1 protein-coding gene is annotated in these 290 nt (G+C 52.1%); it reads left to right on the top strand.

All coding sequences use genetic code 11. The features are described from left to right. Positions 1 to 290, top strand: a 290-nt coding sequence (locus ACXAFR_RS27635) for a transposase (protein ID WP_475183462.1), incomplete at both ends; no start/stop codon positions are given.

Genomic DNA, 290 nt, shown 5'->3' on the forward strand with positions numbered 1-290 from the left:
AGGGAACAAGCCGTGCGTTATCGCAGCAAGTTGGCAAAAGCGCGCTTTCTGGACGGCCGCATGGTGCGAGTAGTTTGGTGTGAGTTTCGGAGCGAACGTGGGGAGTGGAAGTCGACCTGTTTGCTGTTGAGTACGGATACCTCGCTCACGCCTGAAGAGGTCATTGAGAGTTATGGTTTACGCTGGTCGATTGAATCCATGTTTCATCAATTGAAGCTCGCTTGGGGTATGAAAGAAGCCTGGCAGAAAACACGACAGACGTTGCATCGCTGGGTACATCTGACCATGGT

The organism is Pseudomaricurvus sp. ABR4_320 (assembly GCF_056159445.1).